Source organism: Asprobacillus argus (assembly GCF_032248395.1).
GTDB classification, from domain to species: domain Bacteria; phylum Bacteroidota; class Bacteroidia; order Flavobacteriales; family Flavobacteriaceae; genus Polaribacter; species Polaribacter argus.
In genome coordinates this window covers 423,562-439,502 of record NZ_JAVTTO010000003.1, presented here as the reverse complement: position 1 = coordinate 439,502, position 15,941 = coordinate 423,562, and the positions used below count along the sequence as shown (strand labels likewise).

Genomic DNA, 15,941 nt, shown 5'->3' with positions numbered 1-15,941 from the left:
TGAACTATTAATTAACAACTATGCAAATCAACCAACTAAAACTCTTGCCACTGGTAGCTATTTTTACTATCTCAACTTTAAGTGCGCAGGAAAGCAAACCAACAATTCCAAAAAGAACATATACAACAAAAGCAGTTACAACATCTCTGGTTATAGATGGGTTGTTAAATGAAGAAAGCTGGAATGCGGTAGAATGGGCCACTGATTTTATTGAACAAAGACCCGATGAAAACACCCCGCCAAGTCATCAAACACAATTTAAAATCGTTTACGATGATAAATTCTTATATATAGGAGTTAGAGCTTTTGATGCAGAACCAGATAAAATTGAAAAGCGGTTATCCCGTAGGGATGGATTTGCTGGAGATTGGGTTGAAGTTAATATTGATAGTTATAATGATGACAGAACGGGTTTTTCTTTCACGTTAACCGCCGCTGGTGTAAAAGGAGATGAGTTTATTTCAAATAATGGAAATAATTGGGACGGTAGCTGGAATCCGATATGGTATACCGCAACCAATATAGATGAAAAAGGATGGACGGCTGAAATAAAGATTCCATTTAGTCAATTAAAATTTGGAGAAAGTCCAGAACAAACTTGGGGGTTACAGGTTCAGAGAAGGTTCTTTAGAAAAGAAGAACGATCTGTTTGGCAGCGTATTCCACAGGACGCTCCCGGGTGGGTAAGTGAATTTGGGATTTTAAGAGGCTTGGTGAATATTCAACCTCAAAAGCAATTAGAGATACAGCCATTTTTAGTGGGACAATTTGATTCGTATCCTCAAGAAGCAGGAAATCCATTTAGAGATGGAAGTGATTTTAAAATAAATGGAGGGTTGGATGCGAAGATTGGAATTACAAATGACCTTACACTGGATTTAACCGTAAACCCCGATTTTGGTCAAGTAGAAGCAGATCCAGGAGCTATTGCATTAGATGGATTTCAAATATTTTTCAGGGAACAGCGCCCGTTTTTTGTAGAAAATAAGAACATTTTTGATTTCCGTTTCGCCAATGGTCAAGATAATGTGTTTTATAGCAGAAGAATTGGAAGAAGTCCGCATGGTAGCCCAACATTGGCTGCTGGCGAGTACGCCGATATTCCAGTAAATACGACCATTTTAGGAGCGGCAAAGTTTTCAGGAAAAACGAAAAGTGGTTGGTCCATTGGTCTTTTAGAAAGTGTGACAGCCAATGAGTATGCAAAAATCGATAACAATGGAACCAGAAGAAAGGAAATTGTTGAACCCCTAACCAATTATTTTGTTGCTAGAGCCCAAAAAGATTTTAATGATAGAAATACGTATGTTGGAGGTATTTTTACTGCTACCAATAGAAATTTAGATGGTAATTTTAATTACCTACACAAAGCGGCCTATACTGGTGGATTGGATTTTAGGCATAATTGGAAAAACAGAAACTATTTTGTGCAAGGAAATTTGGTAACAAGTTATGTTACTGGTAGCCCAGAAGCCATTGAGGCTACACAAAGATCAATTACACATTTATTTCAAAGAGAAGATGCAGGACACGTTTCTGTAGATCCAACTCGGACTTCTTTGTCGGGTTCAGGTGGTCGTTTAGAAGGAGGAAAAGCAGGCGGGGGAAATTGGCGTTATGCCGCAGGTGTAATGTGGCGTTCTCCGGAATTGGAGTTGAATGATATAGGGTTTTTGAGACAGGCAGATGAGATCCGTCAGTTTGCTAATGTGCGCTATCTATGGCAAAAGCCAACGAAGACGTATAGAAGAGCTTCATTACGTTTTTTTCAGTCAACAACCTATGATTTTGATGGGAATCACAACAGAACCAATTACGAAATCAATGGAGATATCAACTGGGATAATAACTGGTGGACTGAAGCAGGATTTGGACACAAGCCAAGGATATTTATCAATACTTTTTTAAGAGGAGGCCCTCGTTGGAGGTATTCTGATGAGAATTTTCATTTCTTGTTTTTTGGGTCCGATCAACGGAAGAAATTCAATTTCACACTAGGGTATGTAGGAAATCAAGTACAGCAAGACAATTTTTCGTTTAGCCGATACGTGGTTAGAATGAACTATCAACCGTTAAATGCATTGAGCTTATCACTAAGCACAGAGTTCGAAAAGAACCCTAATAAAACTCAGTATGTTACCCAAGCGGGATTTGGAACCATTACGCGATATATTTTAGGAAATATAGATCAACAAACATGGAGTACTACACTGCGGTTGAACTATAGTATTAACCCAAATTTGTCGATCCAATATTATGGGCAGCCGTTTATATCAAGAGGACGTTATACCGATTTTAATTTTGTGAATAATGCAGCTGCTGAGGATCTAAATGATAGAGTCACATTATATAACAGTAATCAAATATCGTTTGGAAATGATACTTATTCGATAGATGAAGATTTAGACACCGTAACGGATTACAGTTTTAGCAACCCGGACTTTTCATTTGTTCAATTCAGATCAAATTTGGTAATGAGATGGGAATATATCCCAGGATCTGAGATCTTTTTTGTTTGGTCTCAAGGAGTAACAGGATTAGGAGATCCTAAAAATACATTAGGAAATGAACTGAGAAATCAAATCTTAAATCAGAAAAAGGAAAATACATTTTTGATTAAGATGACGTATCGATTCGTAAAATAAATTTTGTCTTTTCGGGAACCTTTTTTAAGTTTTTGAGCCCAATTAGTAAAGGATACTTTATGTAAACAAAGCTCTTAATTCTGTGGCTTCATTAGGTTTCATTTTTCCAGCTAGTACAAGGCTTAATTGCTTTCTTCTCAGCGCACCTTCATATCGTTCTTTTTCTAGGTCAGTTTCTGGAGTAATTTGAGGAATCTCAACAGGTTTTCCTGTTTCATCAACTGCAACGAATGTATAAATACCTTCATTAACTTTTGTTTTGGAACCAGACTGACGATCTTCTATCCAGACATCTACGTAAATCTCCATAGATGATTTGAAAGCTCTCGAGACTTTGGCTTCAATAGTAACCACACTTCCTACAGGAACTGACTTATTGAAAGCTACGTGATTCACAGAGGCCGTAACTACAATTCTTCTAGAATGCCTTCTTGCAGCAATACTACAAGCTCTATCCATTCTTGCCAATAACTCGCCTCCAAAAAGGTTGTCTAGATAATTTGTTTCACCAGGTAAAACAAGATCGGTTAATATGGTTAGTGATTCTTTAGGTGATTTTGCTCTCATCATAAAAGTTTGTACAAAGATAAGACTTACCCCGCAAAAGAGTTAAAGAAATTTTGTCAAGAATATGAATTTTATTGGAAACGCTTGATCAATATCCAAGCATCTTTGGAATCCGATTTACGAATTGCTGCTAAATTTTTGAAAGCTTCTGACCTATCAGTAAAACTTTCAAAAGCGACTTGTGTCAATCCCCATTTATTTTTTCCTAAAATAGCAGCATTAAATCCTTTTGCCTTTAATTGATTTACTTTCTTTTCAGCATTTTCAATAAACTGAAAAGACCCAGCAATTACATGATAAGGTTTCGCTACTTCTTTAGTTACATTTAAATTAATGGTAGGTAGTGGATTGCTAATTACAAAAGTGGCATTCTGAATCTTATTTTCTAATTCCTTTTGCTCTTTTGCAATTTCTTTTTGCTCTAAGTTGTTTTGGTATCCATTCCAGCCAACGGTTCCTAGCGTTAATACAATAGCAGCGGTAGCCGCATACTTAACTAGTGCAGAAATCTTTGATTTAGAACTAGCAGCTACCATCGGCACCACTTTCTGTTGATAACGTTCTACAGGAACATTAGTATAAGGAGCTAAACCAAAAGCATTAGACAGATAATTAACATCTTGAGAAGGTTCAAAAAGATATTGTCCATTATCATCTAAAATTAGTTGACCAATACTGTCCAAAACCACTCCACTTGATTGAATATCTTTTCTCCAATTTAAAACGGTAGTTGCCACTTTTTTTGAAGCAATGTCAAAAGACACATTTTCAACTTTGGCAATATAATTTACAAGCAAGCCATCGTTATGCTTTAAATGTGTATTGAACGAAACCTGCTTTGTTGGTGGATAAAATGTATGTGTAGCTTCATGAATTTTTGCACCAATTGTGTTGGTAATAAAACCACCGAAATTAGGAACAATTACGCAATCGTGTCTGTATAATAAATCGTGTATATAATTAGCTACTGTCATCAAAACAAATATAGAAATTTATAGAAAACGTACTTCTATTGATCTTAAAAATTATTAACAATAATTTTGTACATTGATAATCAAAACATTGCACATTGGAAAAAGAAAAATTGTTTGCCGTTCTGCGTCTGCAGAAAGCAAAGTCGATAGGGACAATACTCGCCAAAAAGCTTATACATACAGTTGGGGATGTAGAACTGCTATTTAAAGAACGCCCACATGTTCTTCAGAAAATTCATGGTGTTGGAACCCAAATAACCAAACATCTATTAGATGAGTCTCAATTACAAAATGTTGATAATGAGTTGCAATACGTACTGGATAATAAGATTGAATATGCATATTTTTTAGATAAAGATTATCCGCAGAAGTTGAAACACTGCGTAGATGGACCAATCCTATTCTTTAAAGAAGGGAGCATAGACTTTACAAATAAAAGAGTATTATCTGTAGTTGGAACCAGAAGCATGACGCATTATGGCAGAGACTTTTGTAAACAGTTAATACATGAGCTTGCTAAATACGACCCAATGATTGTAAGCGGTTTTGCATATGGAGTAGATATATGTGCTCATAAAGTTGCGATGGAAAACAAACTGCAAACTATTGCGGTTTTAGCTCATGGTCTAGAACAGATGTATCCGAGATCTCATAAAAAGTATATGCATCAAATGCATAATCGAGGAGGTTTCATTACAGAATTTTGGCATGATGAAAATCCACTTAGAGAACATTTTTTGCAACGCAACAGGATTGTGGCTGGACTTTCGGATGCAACTATTGTTATTGAATCTGCAGAAAAAGGAGGTTCTTTAGTAACTGCAGATATCGCTAATTCTTATGATAGAGAAATATTTGCTGTACCTGGCAAAGTAACGGATATCTATAGCAAAGGGTGCAACAATTTAATAAAGCAACATAAAGCCCACGTAATAACCTCCTCTAAAGATGTCATAAAAGTATTAGGCTGGGATACTATATTAGAACCTAAAAGGGAAGTGCAAAAACAACTTTTTGTTGAGTTAGGTGTCGAGGAACAGAAAATCTATGAATACTTAAAACATAAAAAAGCACAATTATTAGACGTAATCGCTTTAGAATGTAATATTTCTACATTTCAACTAGCGGCAATATTACTTCAACTCGAACTGAAAGGAGTGGTGAAACCATTGCCAGGAAAAATGTTTACTCTTTTGTAATTTCTTTTATGATGATATCGGAACCTAAATATTCTCCCGATAGATCATGCCAATGTTTATGACGAGGAATCGTTACTCCATTTATATTAGCACTCCCTTCAAAGAATAGGCGCTCTCCTTTAGTTAGATCATCTGGAAAAATCATTTCGATACCTATCATTGAAAAATCGTCTCGAGAAAAGAAAAGATTCCAATGTTTTGAAAACAGTGGTTTTTCAAGCTCGATAGGTACCATATAACTTCGAATATCATTAAAAATAACTTGAGATACATCTCCAATACTATCCAATTTTTCTATATGTAAAGACATAGGGAGTCCCATTAAACTTTGATAAAAACGGCGATATACAGTATTTCGAGAAGGGTCAAGTCTATATTTCTTGATTAATAATGTATCGGTTATGGTCTTTCCATCTAGATAAGTCGTCGCATTTCCTTGTTCGTCAATAATATGATTAGAAACATGGTGATCTCTATTACGTTGCAGTGAGAAAGCCCCTGTCTTATTGTTCAGTTTTACTATTGAATACCGAACAGGATTTTGGAACCTAGGTTCTTGTATGCGAAGGTGCATGTCGGTGCTACTCCACTTGTTATTTGAATCGTGTTTTTGAATGCTTTTTGCAATGATATCTTTTCCTGTAAGGTTTTGATCACCTGAATTACAGCTTCCCAAAAAAATAATGAAGCATAGAAGTATATATCTCATAGGTTGATTATTTGAGAACTAAATGTACCTACTTTAAATTTAAAATTGTGTTAAAGTTGTGCTACTTCTTTTTAGATCGGATGCTTTCAATAACTACGGTAGCCAAGATCAAGGCTCCACCAATGTAGGTATTCACATGTGGGATTTCATTTAAAAATAGAAACGCCAGAATAATTCCGAAAATAGGTTGAATACTACTAATAATGGTAGCTGCGGTTGCAGAAAAGAACTTTAAGGAATGTACCATTAAACTATGTCCAATAGCTGTGGTGAGCAATGCAATTAATATTAAATATGGGAATTGAGATTGGAAACCAGAAAGGTCCATAAAGAATAATACCGGTAGCAGTACTATCGTGATCACAAGTGTTTGATAAAACATCAGCATGGATCCATGATAATTTGCAACATGCTGTTTAAGTATTAGTACGCGAATGGAGTAACATAAGGCGGATAGCAATCCGAACAAAATGCCTTGAACTTGAGAGCTCTCTAAATTAAAATCCGGGGCAAGAATATAAACTCCAATTAATACAATAATACCTAGAATGATATGAATAGGGTTGAACTTTGTTTTTAAAAACACGGGTTCTAACAGAGCCGTAATTACGGGGAATGTAAATAATGAAAGCATCCCTAAAGCGACATTCGATAATTTGAGTGCATAGAAATAGGTGATCCAATGCCCCGCCATAAACAAGGAGCTAATGATCAAAGGAGCATGATCTTTTTTAAACTTTACGTTCAAATCAATCTTTCTAATCTTACAAAAAATGTATAAAAAAACCAGTGCAAAAGAAGAGCGAAACCAAACAATTACTTCCGACGGCATGGCAATATATTTACCAAGCACTCCAGATGTACTTATAAATAATGTTGCTAAGATTAGTCCTGAAAGATGTTTCAGATGGTTATTTTCCATAATTATTTTAAATACTTTTTAAGATATTTAAGGCTTTTTGTACTGTGTCTATTTTGATAAAGGTAACCAAAAGACGTAGTCCGTTTTTCGTTTGTTTTTCTTTCATCACACAATCCTTTGAATGATGTTGTACATACTTTAAGAATCGGGTAAACTCACTTGTTTGATAATAAGGACTTTGCTGATCAGAAACAAAGTAACCGATCATACGTTTTTGCTTTAATACCACCTTCTCCAAACCTAATCTTTTAGCAAACCATTTTAATCGCACGCTGTCTAGTAGGTCAGCTGCTTCCGTAGGGAGTTCACCAAAACGATCAATCAATTTAGTTTCAAAATCTTGCAAGGCAAACTCACTTTCAATAGCAGATAATGTATTGTACAAAGCAAGTCTTTCTGTAATGGCATTGATATAATCGTCTGGAAACAGGATTTCAAAATCTGTATCTATTTGAACTTCTTTTACAAACTCTTTTGGAGCAGCATCTTCAGTATTGTAAAGTTCTTTAAATTCATTTTCTTTAAGTTCTTCAATAGCTTCGTTTAGGATTTTTTGATATGTCTCAAAACCAATGTCATTAATAAAACCACTTTGTTCTCCTCCCAGAAGATCTCCTGCGCCTCGAATTTCCAGATCTTTCATAGCGATATTGATACCGCTACCTAAATCAGAAAACACTTCCAAAGCTTGAATTCTTTTTCGTGCATCGTTGGTCATCATATGGTAGGGAGGAGTTATGAAATAACAGAAAGCCTTCTTGTTGGAACGCCCTACGCGCCCTCTCATTTGATGAAGATCTGATAATCCAAAGTTATTTGCATTATTGATGAAAATGGTATTTGCGTTGGTAACATCTAATCCACTTTCAATAATTGTGGTAGCTACCAGTACATCAAATTCATTATTCATAAACCCTAGCATTAGCTCTTCTAGTTTCTTACCATCCATTTGTCCATGACCAATACCGATTTTTGCATTAGGAACTAAACGCTGAATTAAACCAGCTACTTCTTTTATGTTCTCGATCCTGTTATGTACAAAGAAGGTTTGCCCTCCTCGAGAGATCTCGTAACTAATAGCATCTCGTATCGTTTCTTCACTAAAACGGATCACATTGGTTTCAATGGGATGTCTGTTTGGAGGAGGTGTGTTAATCACTGAGAGATCTCGGGCCGCCATCAAACTAAATTGTAATGTTCGTGGAATAGGCGTTGCGGTTAAGGTTAGTGTATCTACATTTTCTTTTAAGGTTTTTAGCTTATCCTTTACAGCAACTCCAAATTTTTGTTCTTCATCAATAATGAGAAGCCCCAGGTCTTTGAATTTTATTTTTTGATTTGTTAATTGATGCGTGCCAATTACAATATCCAAACTACCATCATTAATTCCTTGAATAACCTGATTTCGTTGCTTTGTTGTTTTAAACCGATTAAGATAATCCACCTTGATTGGAAAATCTTTTAACCTTCTCGAAAATGTTTTAAAGTGTTGAAAAGCAAGAATGGTTGTAGGAACTAAAATTGCTACCTGTTTGCCATTATCTACTGCTTTAAAAGCAGCTCTGATTGCAATTTCAGTTTTTCCAAAACCTACATCTCCACAAACCAAACGATCCATAGGTTGCTCTCGTTCCATGTCAGATTTAACATCTTGAGTTGTGCTGAATTGATCAGGAGTATCCTCAAACAAGAAACTTGCTTCTAGTTCATGTTGCATATACGTGTCAGGGCCAAAGGCAAAACCTTTTTGCATTTTTCTTTTTGCATACAATTGGATTAGATCATAGGCAATTTCCTTAACACGTTTTTTTGTCTTTTGTTTGATTTTTTTCCATGCTCCAGACCCGAGCTTATATATTTTAGGTGCTTTCCCATCCTTTCCATTGAACTTTGTGATCTTGTGCAAGGAGTGTATACTTACGTATAAAATGTCCCTATCTCCGTAGATCAATTTGATGGCTTCTTGTTTTTTACCTTCAACATCAATTTTTTGCAATCCGCCGAATTTACCAATACCGTGGTCAATGTGTGTGACGTAATCGCCAATTTGAAGACTATTTATTTCTTTTAGAGTAATTGCTTGTTTTTTTGCATACCCATTCTTTAAATGAAATTTGTGATAGCGCTCAAAGATCTGATGATCAGTATAGCAGAGAATTTTTTCATCTACATCTACAAATCCTTGATGTAATGAAGAGACTATGGTTTGGTAATGCACATCTTGAGGAACATCCTTAAAAATGTCTTCAAATCGTTTCGCTTGCTTTTCGTTGGTACAAAAAATATAGTTCTGATATCCTTTTTGGTGATGGTCATTTAAATTTTCGATGAGTAGATCGAACTTTTTATTAAAAGATGGCTGAGGTTTTGTTTTAAAGGAGACTGACGTTTCAAATGTATTTGAAGAAGCTCCCCAATGTGCTACACTAAACTCTGTAAATTGTTGTTTAATAAATGCGCCATTACAAAAAAGTTCTTCTGGTTTTGAATGATTTAACTCTTCAGACAACTCACCAAAAGCCACTTGAGCTTTTTCAAACAAAAGGTCTAGTCTTCCAGAAAGTAGTTCTTCATTCTTTAGAAATACGTTGCTGTTGGATGAAATGTATTTTAGAAAACTTTGCCGTTTTTCTTGTAACGTTTTGTTTTCAATATTAGGAATGATACTCACCTTTTTGAGCTTTTCTTCAGAAAGTTGAGATTCAATATCAAAAGTTCTAATACTGTCTACTTCATCTCCAAAGAACTCTATTCTATATGGCTTGTCATTAGAAAAAGAAAAAACGTCAATAATACCTCCTCTCACGGAAAACTCGCCAGGCTCGGTAACAAAATCAACCCTGTTAAAATGATATTCGAATAATATCTCATTGACAAAATCAAGCGAAACAGCGTCTCCTGTAGATACCTTTAACGTGTTTCTCTCCAATTCTCTTTTTGTTACTACTTTTTCAAAAAGAGCATCAGGATACGTAACGATTATTGCAGGCTTTTTTCTCGAATTAATTCGATTTAGAACCTCTGACCGTAAAAGAATATTGGCATTATCTGTTTCTTCAATCTGGTAAGGCCTTCTGTAAGAACCTGGATAAAATAAAACATTTTTGTCTCCTAAAAGGCTTTCAAAATCATTTAAATAATAGGCAGCTTCTTCTTTGTCATTAAAGATAAAAACAAAAGGGTTTTCAGAAGATTTGAAAACCTCAGAGGTAACGAAAGACAATGATGATCCAACCAAATTCGTGATCTGAAAATGGTGATTCTTGCGGTTTAGAAGCTCAGAAACCTGCGCTACTTTTACAGATTTTTGATATTGATTTACAATCTCTTGCTTACTCAACGATAAAAATTTTAGCAAAAATACTACACTATTTTATAAAAAGAGAATTTTGGTTTTGTTTTCTTCGATAATACAATATATTTGCTGGAATTTAGTTAGTAGTACATATTATAGTCCCCTTAACACCCTATTTCAAAGTATTATGAATAAGAACATATTTTTTTTAATAGCTATTCTGTTTATTAGTAGTTTTAATGTAAAAGCTCAAAATGAAGACAACAAATGGGTTGTTGGATTAAGTACGGCACTAACCTCTTTTGGTCCAAATGGAAGTCGTGTTTTAGGTGAAAGATATTCTTCTCAAGTAATCAAGTTAAATGCAGCTAGATATTTCCTTAAAGGGTTGTCATTGGATGCAAGTATGGTTTTAAGCCCAATTAATAAAGTAGAAGGATTGATTAATAATCAGGTGAAATACTTCTCCTTAGATGGAACTATTAGATATGACTTTAATACATCAGATGAAAACCTTGTGCCATATATCGGACTTGGTTTAAGTGTTGTTGGAGCGCCAAGTAATGTGCCCGGGTCGAAAAGAACTGGAACCTATAATTTTGTAGCAGGAGGAACGTTTTGGTTTTCACCAAGACTTGGACTGAATGCTCAAATGATGTATAAAAAGGCTCCTGATAACATTATTAGTATGGTTACGCATACTCAGGTATCTGCAGGCTTAGTATATAGTTTAAATAGAAGAGTCTTGAATTATAGACTTTGGGATCATAGGTATTAGTGTGCCATTTGATAAAATTTTATGTTCTACATAAACCTGTAGACTCTTCAAATTATAGTATTACACTCTTTATGGAAATAAAGAGTTTTTTTTTGCTTTATAAGTTGTTTTTGATGCTTGGTTCTAAAAAAAGCCCGCTTCGTTCCTTTTTTCCAAAAAATCAATTTTTCTTTTTTTCTCTTTGTATAGAATTACTTAAACTAAAAACTAAGAAATTCTATACAATTAAAAATCACTAAATATTAACTTCAAAACATTAAATTATGAACACAGCAAAACTTAAAAGAAGAAGAGAAGTGAGAAGAGAACCTCACATAGCACCGCCAGCTTCAAGTAAATTATTTACCTTACCTGCACCATTCAATATGGGACCTTCAGAACCATACTCTGGTCCAAAAGGTCAGGACTCCCTAATTGCGCCTTTCGATATCACAGCAGAATATGCTAACGGTAAAACAATCATTAAGATAAAAGTAACCGTAGGGATCAATTCTGATCTTACTATTTCAGAACTTGATATTTATGGGGGAGATGCCATGCTTAAACCTTCCCAAGATAAAAAGATGCAGAAACTGTACGTAGTTTACGATATGCAAGAAGGAGAAATGACGCAATTCACTCCATATTATCTTGAATTGGAAATACCAGCCTGTATTGAAGATGAGCATATAAATACGCTTGATATCTACTTATGGAATGAAGATCCGAAAACCTCTAGAGGTACTGTTACCACCGTTAAGCACAGTAAGTTGACTTTAGAAAAAAGTTAAGCACAAAACTACTTTAGAGCCTATTTAATTTGGACTTGGCATTAGAAAAGAAAAGCGGGATATGTTTTAGTTCCGCTTTTTTGTCCTTTTAATTTTTATTAACTTGCTGAAAACCCCCAATTACGTTTGAACTTAAGAATCTTCCTCCTTTCTGTTTTTTTGCTTCATAGCACAATTTTTTTTGCTCAAAAATCAAGAACTCTTACTGATTTTGAAAAAGAGTTTAAGTCCAGAAGCAGCCGCTTTTTAAATAATAATACTTTTTCTAAGGCACAAACCTTCTTCTTTGCTAAAGAATGGGATTCTACATTGGTATATACTTCTAAGGGGCTAAATGGAGTAAACGGAAATAAAGAGTTTGTAGATTACTGTTACTATTTAAGGGCTTATAGTTTTAAAAGAAAACGATTATACCGAGAATCTGAAAAGGAATTTGCGAAGATCTCCGAAGAATTTGATTTCTATAATCGTATTAAAGTTTACTTAGGTGAAATTGCCTTGGAAGAGGGTCAGTTTAAAAAGGCTATAGAATATTTTGAAAGAGTCAATGATGTCAATACTTACGAAATGGCAGAAATTGAGAAAAATGATATTGAACATAATCTGGGTTTGTGCTATCTTCATCTTGAAAAATTTGATAAAGCAGAATATTATTTGCTAAAGACAATAAGATCTCTTGAAATAGAAAAAGATACTATAGAATTGGTAGGGTCTTATGGAGATATGGCTAATTTATACTATGTGCAGTATAAGGACGATGAAGCAATCCCTTACTTTGAAAAAGCATATGCATTGTCAAAATATACAAAACGATTTGATCTAAAACAGAACACGGCACTTAATATGTCCGTTGTAGAGGAGAATCGTAAAAAATATGTAAAGTCATTAACGTATAGAAAAGAGTATGAACAATGGAAAGACTCCTTAACAGACCAGAATAAAATCTATGAAGTTGCTCAGCTAGAAAAGAAATTTGCAGTAAAAGAAAAACAAAAAGAAGTCAGCCTTTTACTGGCAATAAATAAGCTTAAAATTGCCGAAAGAAATGGATTTTTATATTCAGCAATCATATTGTTGTTCCTTTTAGGAACGTTATTTTATTCCTACAGAGGAAAGATAAAGAGGAATAAAATAATTACAGCACAGAAAGAAACTTTAAATACTTTAAATGATACAAAAGACAAATTGTTTTCCATAGTGAGTCATGACTTGCGCTCTTCGGTAAATGCTATTCGGACCAGTAATAAAAAAGTAAAGCATAGTTTAGAAACTAAAAACCTGGAAGAATTAAACAAATTACTTGAACAAAACAGTGCAGTTGTTAACGGAGCCTACGGCTTATTGGATAATTTATTACACTGGGCATTATTGCAAACGAGGCAATCCTATTTTGAGATTACATCAATTAGATTGTCGTCTATAGTAGAACAGGTGGCTTACAATTATATACCTTTAATGGAGCAGAAAAATATTGTTTTTGAGAATAGGGTTTTGAAATCAATAATTGTTGAGGTCGATCAAGAATCTCTGAAGATTGTTTTAAGAAATTTATTAGACAATGCGATAAAATTCTCAAAGCCTGAGGGAAGTATTCTAGTTTATACCGAGGATAGTGATGAAATGTACTGTGATCTAATAGTTAAAGATTCTGGTATAGGAATGGATGAAGATACTCAAACAGCTCTAATGGAAAGCAGTAAGTTGTTATCAAAGAAGAAAAGCGAAAAAGCAATAGGAACTGGTTTGGGATTACATTTGGTTAAATCAATGATGGTTAAGAATTCAGGAAAATTCTCGATAGAAAGTCAACTAGGGAAAGGAACGAAAATGATTATATCATTACCAAAAAAAAGCCACAATGGATAAAGTCAATGTATTAATAGTAGAGGATAGACCTGATGAGAGCACAGCTTTGGCTAAAGTTCTAGAAACACATAACTATACGATAGTAGGGATAGCGAGAACACATAAAGAAGCGTTAGAAATTTTCTATGGAAATCCTATTGATATAGCAATTATTGATGTTTTTTTGCATGGAAACCCAGAAGGTATTGCATTTGCAGAAACTATTAATGCGGTACCAGGAAAGATAAAACCTTTTGTGTTTCTGACGAGTTCCACAGATCGTAAAATATTCGAGCGCGCAAAATTAACTCATCCTTTTAGTTACCTTTTAAAGCCGTTCAATGAACTGGAAATTTTATATGCGATAGAAACAGCTTTGGAAAAGTTCTACGAACAGCCAGATGCTTTTTTAGATGAAGATAAAAGCACGGTGATTAGCTCTGAGAGCCTTTTTATAAAAAAGGGGAGGTCGTTAAAAAAAGTTGGCGTAAATGATATTATATATATAGAAGTAGAGGAAAAATACTGCAATATTGTTACAGATAAAGAAAAATTTGTTATTCTCATTTCATTGGTTAAAATACTTGAACTACTGGATAAAACTAGATTTTACAGAACACATAGAAATTTTATTGTAAACGCTCAAAAGATCACTGAGATCATTCCTTCAGATAATTTGATTATCCTGTCTGGAAATCATAAAGCTACTCTAAGCGATACTTACAAAAGCATCATAAAGAAGGTTCGCACTCTACGATAGTGAAGCTTCTAATCCATAAAATAGTTTTATCAAGATCTATATAGGGATGTGCTACTCTTTAAAATCTTGATAGTTCATTATTCCCATCTCATGGATAAAAAAATCAGCTTCATTCCATTTTTTTAAAACTCATCGATATCTCGTACTAATTTCAACTCAGGAATCAAGGCTAGCAATAATTTCTAGAGACGTTTTGTGATTCAATACCTGAATAAAACGAAGCAGCTAAACAAGGTGGAGCAGTACCCACTTTAAAAAACGGAGCGTAGTCCGAAAAGCTTTATGAGTAGGAAATAAAAACTAAACAAGATGAGTTCAAAAAACCCAAAAATAAAAGGAGCGAAAAGAAATTCTTTCGCAGTTGGCGCAGAGATTATAAATGTTAATATGATCATTGCCACAGATCAACTTATTGAAAAATACCCAAACCCAAGTAAAGACCCTAATAATCCTACCGGTATTGGGCATAATTTTTCCTATATGGTTGCAAGTGGAGCTGCACTGGATCCAACCGGGAGTGGTACAGGAGATCTAGCTTTCGGAGCTGCGATCGGTGATGTTGTTAGATTTACGGCAGTTTCAGAATACAATCAGTTTCGTCAATCTGTTGTTATGTATGATATGTTTTACATTAGTGGAGATCATATTTTTCAGAATGATGATTTTGACTTAAAAACAGCAACAGGAGTAAAAACGCCTTTCCCAACATCTTTTTCTGACTTTAATGTGAAATTTGTAGATCAAGATTTTTACTGGGGAGAGAATAATATCTCTAGTGCTGGTACAGAAAATTATGGCTTAAGATTCGCATTATATCAATTAGAGCGGGGACAACAGGATCCTACACTACTTGGTTATTACCAATGGGATCCTCAAATTACTGTAAATGGATAATCTTTTAATTCAATAATTGAATATTCTAGTGATTTGTATTAAAAGCCGTCAATTATTGACGGCTTTTTTTCGTTGATTCGATAAAGGAAATTTTAATACAACTACAGTTGTTTAGCTTTTTTCAAAATAGAAAGCATGCTATTTTTTGTAATTAAACCTTCCAGTTGCAAAACAATTGCGAAGTTTTTGTCCAAAATGGTCGTTGTAGGATAACTCACTCTTTTATGTATTGTTGCTAGCTCAATAGCCAATTCATGAGTGCCAGTGTTATTGCCTGTTGGTTTAAATACAAAAGTTTTTCCTAAAAAAGTAATATCTCGTTTTTCTTCGCCATTCAGTTTTATAAAATAGAACGATTTGTTCAGGGTTTTTATAATTTTTGAGTTCGAAAAAGTACTTTTTTCCATACCATGACATATTTTACACCAATCAGCATGAACAAAAACCACAACAGGTTTTGGGGTTGTTTTTTGTAGCTTTTCAACTTCGGAAAAAGAATGAACATTTAGTGTCTCTTTTTTTGGTATTGATCCCAATATAGAAAGTGAAATAAAAAGAAATCCTAGTAATTTGTTCATTGGTC

Annotated in this window: 13 protein-coding genes; 7 read left to right on the top strand and 6 right to left on the bottom strand. The window is 34.3% G+C overall.

Translation table 11 applies throughout. The features are described from left to right. Positions 1-20: 20 nt before the first annotated feature. Complete coding sequence (locus tag RQM59_RS09365; RefSeq protein WP_349241846.1) at positions 21-2,645, top strand: DUF5916 domain-containing protein; 2,625 nt, start codon at positions 21-23, stop codon at positions 2,643-2,645. 57 nt (positions 2,646-2,702) lie between these two features. On the opposite strand, the gene RQM59_RS09360 is transcribed toward RQM59_RS09365, so the two are convergent. Together RQM59_RS09360 and RQM59_RS09355 are read right to left on the bottom strand one after the other, a co-directional pair. Then, positions 2,703-3,212 (bottom strand): acyl-CoA thioesterase, encoded by a 510-nt coding sequence (locus tag RQM59_RS09360; protein WP_349242000.1) that lies wholly within the window; start codon positions 3,210-3,212, stop codon positions 2,703-2,705. 71 nt (positions 3,213-3,283) lie between these two features. Next, complete coding sequence (locus tag RQM59_RS09355) at positions 3,284-4,186, bottom strand: HU domain-containing protein (protein ID WP_349241845.1); 903 nt, start codon at positions 4,184-4,186, stop codon at positions 3,284-3,286. A 95-nt stretch (positions 4,187-4,281) separates the two neighbouring features. On the opposite strand from RQM59_RS09355, the gene dprA reads away from it, so the two are divergent. Beyond that, entirely contained in the window at positions 4,282-5,385 is a 1,104-nt protein-coding gene (gene dprA / locus RQM59_RS09350) for a DNA-processing protein DprA (protein WP_349241844.1), read from the top strand. Here dprA and RQM59_RS09345 read toward each other — a convergent pair. The 3 genes from RQM59_RS09345 to mfd all read right to left on the bottom strand — a co-directional run bounded on the left by RQM59_RS09345 (position 5,372) and on the right by mfd (position 10,356). Further along, positions 5,372-6,094 (bottom strand): DUF6503 family protein, encoded by a 723-nt coding sequence (locus tag RQM59_RS09345; protein ID WP_349241843.1) that lies wholly within the window; start codon positions 6,092-6,094, stop codon positions 5,372-5,374. The two genes, dprA and RQM59_RS09345, sit on opposite strands and share 14 nt — an antisense overlap. Positions 6,095-6,155: 61 nt before the next feature. Further along, positions 6,156-7,016, bottom strand: a complete 861-nt coding sequence (locus tag RQM59_RS09340) for a DMT family transporter (RefSeq protein ID WP_349241842.1) — start codon at positions 7,014-7,016, stop codon at positions 6,156-6,158. Positions 7,017-7,023: 7 nt separating this feature from the next. Next, positions 7,024-10,356 carry a transcription-repair coupling factor gene (mfd, locus tag RQM59_RS09335; RefSeq protein ID WP_349241841.1) on the bottom strand — a complete coding sequence of 1,111 codons (3,333 nt, stop codon included), beginning with the start codon at positions 10,354-10,356 and terminating at the stop codon, positions 7,024-7,026. 142 nt (positions 10,357-10,498) lie between these two features. Between mfd and RQM59_RS09330 the strand changes: the two genes are divergently transcribed. From RQM59_RS09330 to RQM59_RS09310, 5 genes are all read left to right on the top strand, one after another. Next, positions 10,499-11,089, top strand: a complete 591-nt coding sequence (locus tag RQM59_RS09330) for a hypothetical protein (RefSeq protein WP_349241840.1) — start codon at positions 10,499-10,501, stop codon at positions 11,087-11,089. Between the two features lie 263 nt (positions 11,090-11,352). Then, positions 11,353-11,859, top strand: a complete 507-nt coding sequence (locus RQM59_RS09325) for a hypothetical protein (protein WP_349241839.1) — start codon at positions 11,353-11,355, stop codon at positions 11,857-11,859. Between the two features lie 126 nt (positions 11,860-11,985). Next, a complete protein-coding gene (locus RQM59_RS09320) occupies positions 11,986-13,725 on the top strand; it encodes an ATP-binding protein (protein ID WP_349241838.1) in 1,740 nt (579 codons plus the stop codon). Then, complete coding sequence (locus RQM59_RS09315) at positions 13,718-14,464, top strand: LytR/AlgR family response regulator transcription factor (protein WP_349241837.1); 747 nt, start codon at positions 13,718-13,720, stop codon at positions 14,462-14,464. The genes RQM59_RS09320 and RQM59_RS09315 overlap by 8 nt, the downstream gene beginning before the upstream one ends. Before the next feature lie 309 nt (positions 14,465-14,773). Next, complete coding sequence (locus tag RQM59_RS09310; protein WP_349241836.1) at positions 14,774-15,358, top strand: inclusion body family protein; 585 nt, start codon at positions 14,774-14,776, stop codon at positions 15,356-15,358. Positions 15,359-15,459: 101 nt separating this feature from the next. Here the strand turns inward: RQM59_RS09310 and RQM59_RS09305 are convergent, their stop codons facing one another. After that, positions 15,460-15,936, bottom strand: coding sequence for a thioredoxin family protein (locus tag RQM59_RS09305; RefSeq protein ID WP_349241835.1), 477 nt, complete (start codon positions 15,934-15,936; stop codon positions 15,460-15,462). Positions 15,937-15,941 lie beyond the last annotated feature (5 nt).

Bases quoted from the DNA above. Each gene is read 5' to 3' on its own strand.
- RQM59_RS09365 (WP_349241846.1), top strand. From the start codon at position 21: ATGCAAATCAACCAACTAAAACTCTTGCCACTGGTAGCTATTTTTACT.
- RQM59_RS09360 (WP_349242000.1), bottom strand. From the start codon at position 3,212: ATGAGAGCAAAATCACCTAAAGAATCACTAACCATATTAACCGATCTT.
- RQM59_RS09355 (WP_349241845.1), bottom strand. From the start codon at position 4,186: ATGACAGTAGCTAATTATATACACGATTTATTATACAGACACGATTGC.
- RQM59_RS09345 (WP_349241843.1), bottom strand. From the start codon at position 6,094: ATGAGATATATACTTCTATGCTTCATTATTTTTTTGGGAAGCTGTAAT.
- RQM59_RS09340 (WP_349241842.1), bottom strand. From the start codon at position 7,016: ATGGAAAATAACCATCTGAAACATCTTTCAGGACTAATCTTAGCAACA.
- RQM59_RS09330 (WP_349241840.1), top strand. From the start codon at position 10,499: ATGAATAAGAACATATTTTTTTTAATAGCTATTCTGTTTATTAGTAGT.
- RQM59_RS09325 (WP_349241839.1), top strand. From the start codon at position 11,353: ATGAACACAGCAAAACTTAAAAGAAGAAGAGAAGTGAGAAGAGAACCT.
- RQM59_RS09315 (WP_349241837.1), top strand. From the start codon at position 13,718: ATGGATAAAGTCAATGTATTAATAGTAGAGGATAGACCTGATGAGAGC.
- RQM59_RS09310 (WP_349241836.1), top strand. From the start codon at position 14,774: ATGAGTTCAAAAAACCCAAAAATAAAAGGAGCGAAAAGAAATTCTTTC.
- RQM59_RS09305 (WP_349241835.1), bottom strand. From the start codon at position 15,936: ATGAACAAATTACTAGGATTTCTTTTTATTTCACTTTCTATATTGGGA.